This is a genomic window from Deinococcus pimensis DSM 21231 (assembly GCF_000519345.1).
Classification (GTDB): domain Bacteria; phylum Deinococcota; class Deinococci; order Deinococcales; family Deinococcaceae; genus Deinococcus_A; species Deinococcus_A pimensis.
The window spans coordinates 28,892-29,340 of sequence record NZ_KI912640.1; the positions used below are offsets into that span (position 1 = coordinate 28,892).

The following is a 449-nucleotide window of genomic DNA, read 5'->3' on the forward strand; positions in this document are numbered from 1 at the left end:
ACGCGAGGGTGTGCGTGGTCGTGTCGTGCGCCGCCGCGAGCGTCACGCGGGTCGTCCTGGACGGTGCCGCTGACCCGCGCGAGGGCCGCGAGGAGGTCGTCGCCGCCCTCCTCGAGCCGTCTGCGCGCGAGGCGCGAGATCGTGGCGTTCACGCGCGCGAACAGCGCGGGCCTCGGGAACATAGGGGCGGGGAAGGGGCGCCGCAGCGGCGCGAGGAACGCGTGCAGCAGGGTCTGCGGGAACTCCCCGGAGAAGTACGCGGCGTTGAGCATCCGCAGGGTCGCCTCGTCCGCCCAGGCGAGCGCGTCGAACTCGCCTTGCGGGCGCACGTCCTCCAGCGCGGCGCGCACCCTGTCGCGCAGGGCCGCGAGCGACGCCGCCGAGAAGGGCGCGTTCAGGTGCGCCCGGCGCGTCCGGTGCGCGGGCGCGTCCGTGAGGATCACGCCGCC

Annotated in this window: 1 pseudogene; it reads right to left on the reverse strand. The window is 76.2% G+C overall.

The features are described 5' to 3' along the window. A pseudogene (locus DEIPI_RS39500) lies at positions 1 to 449 on the reverse strand (hypothetical protein); the annotation flags it as partial.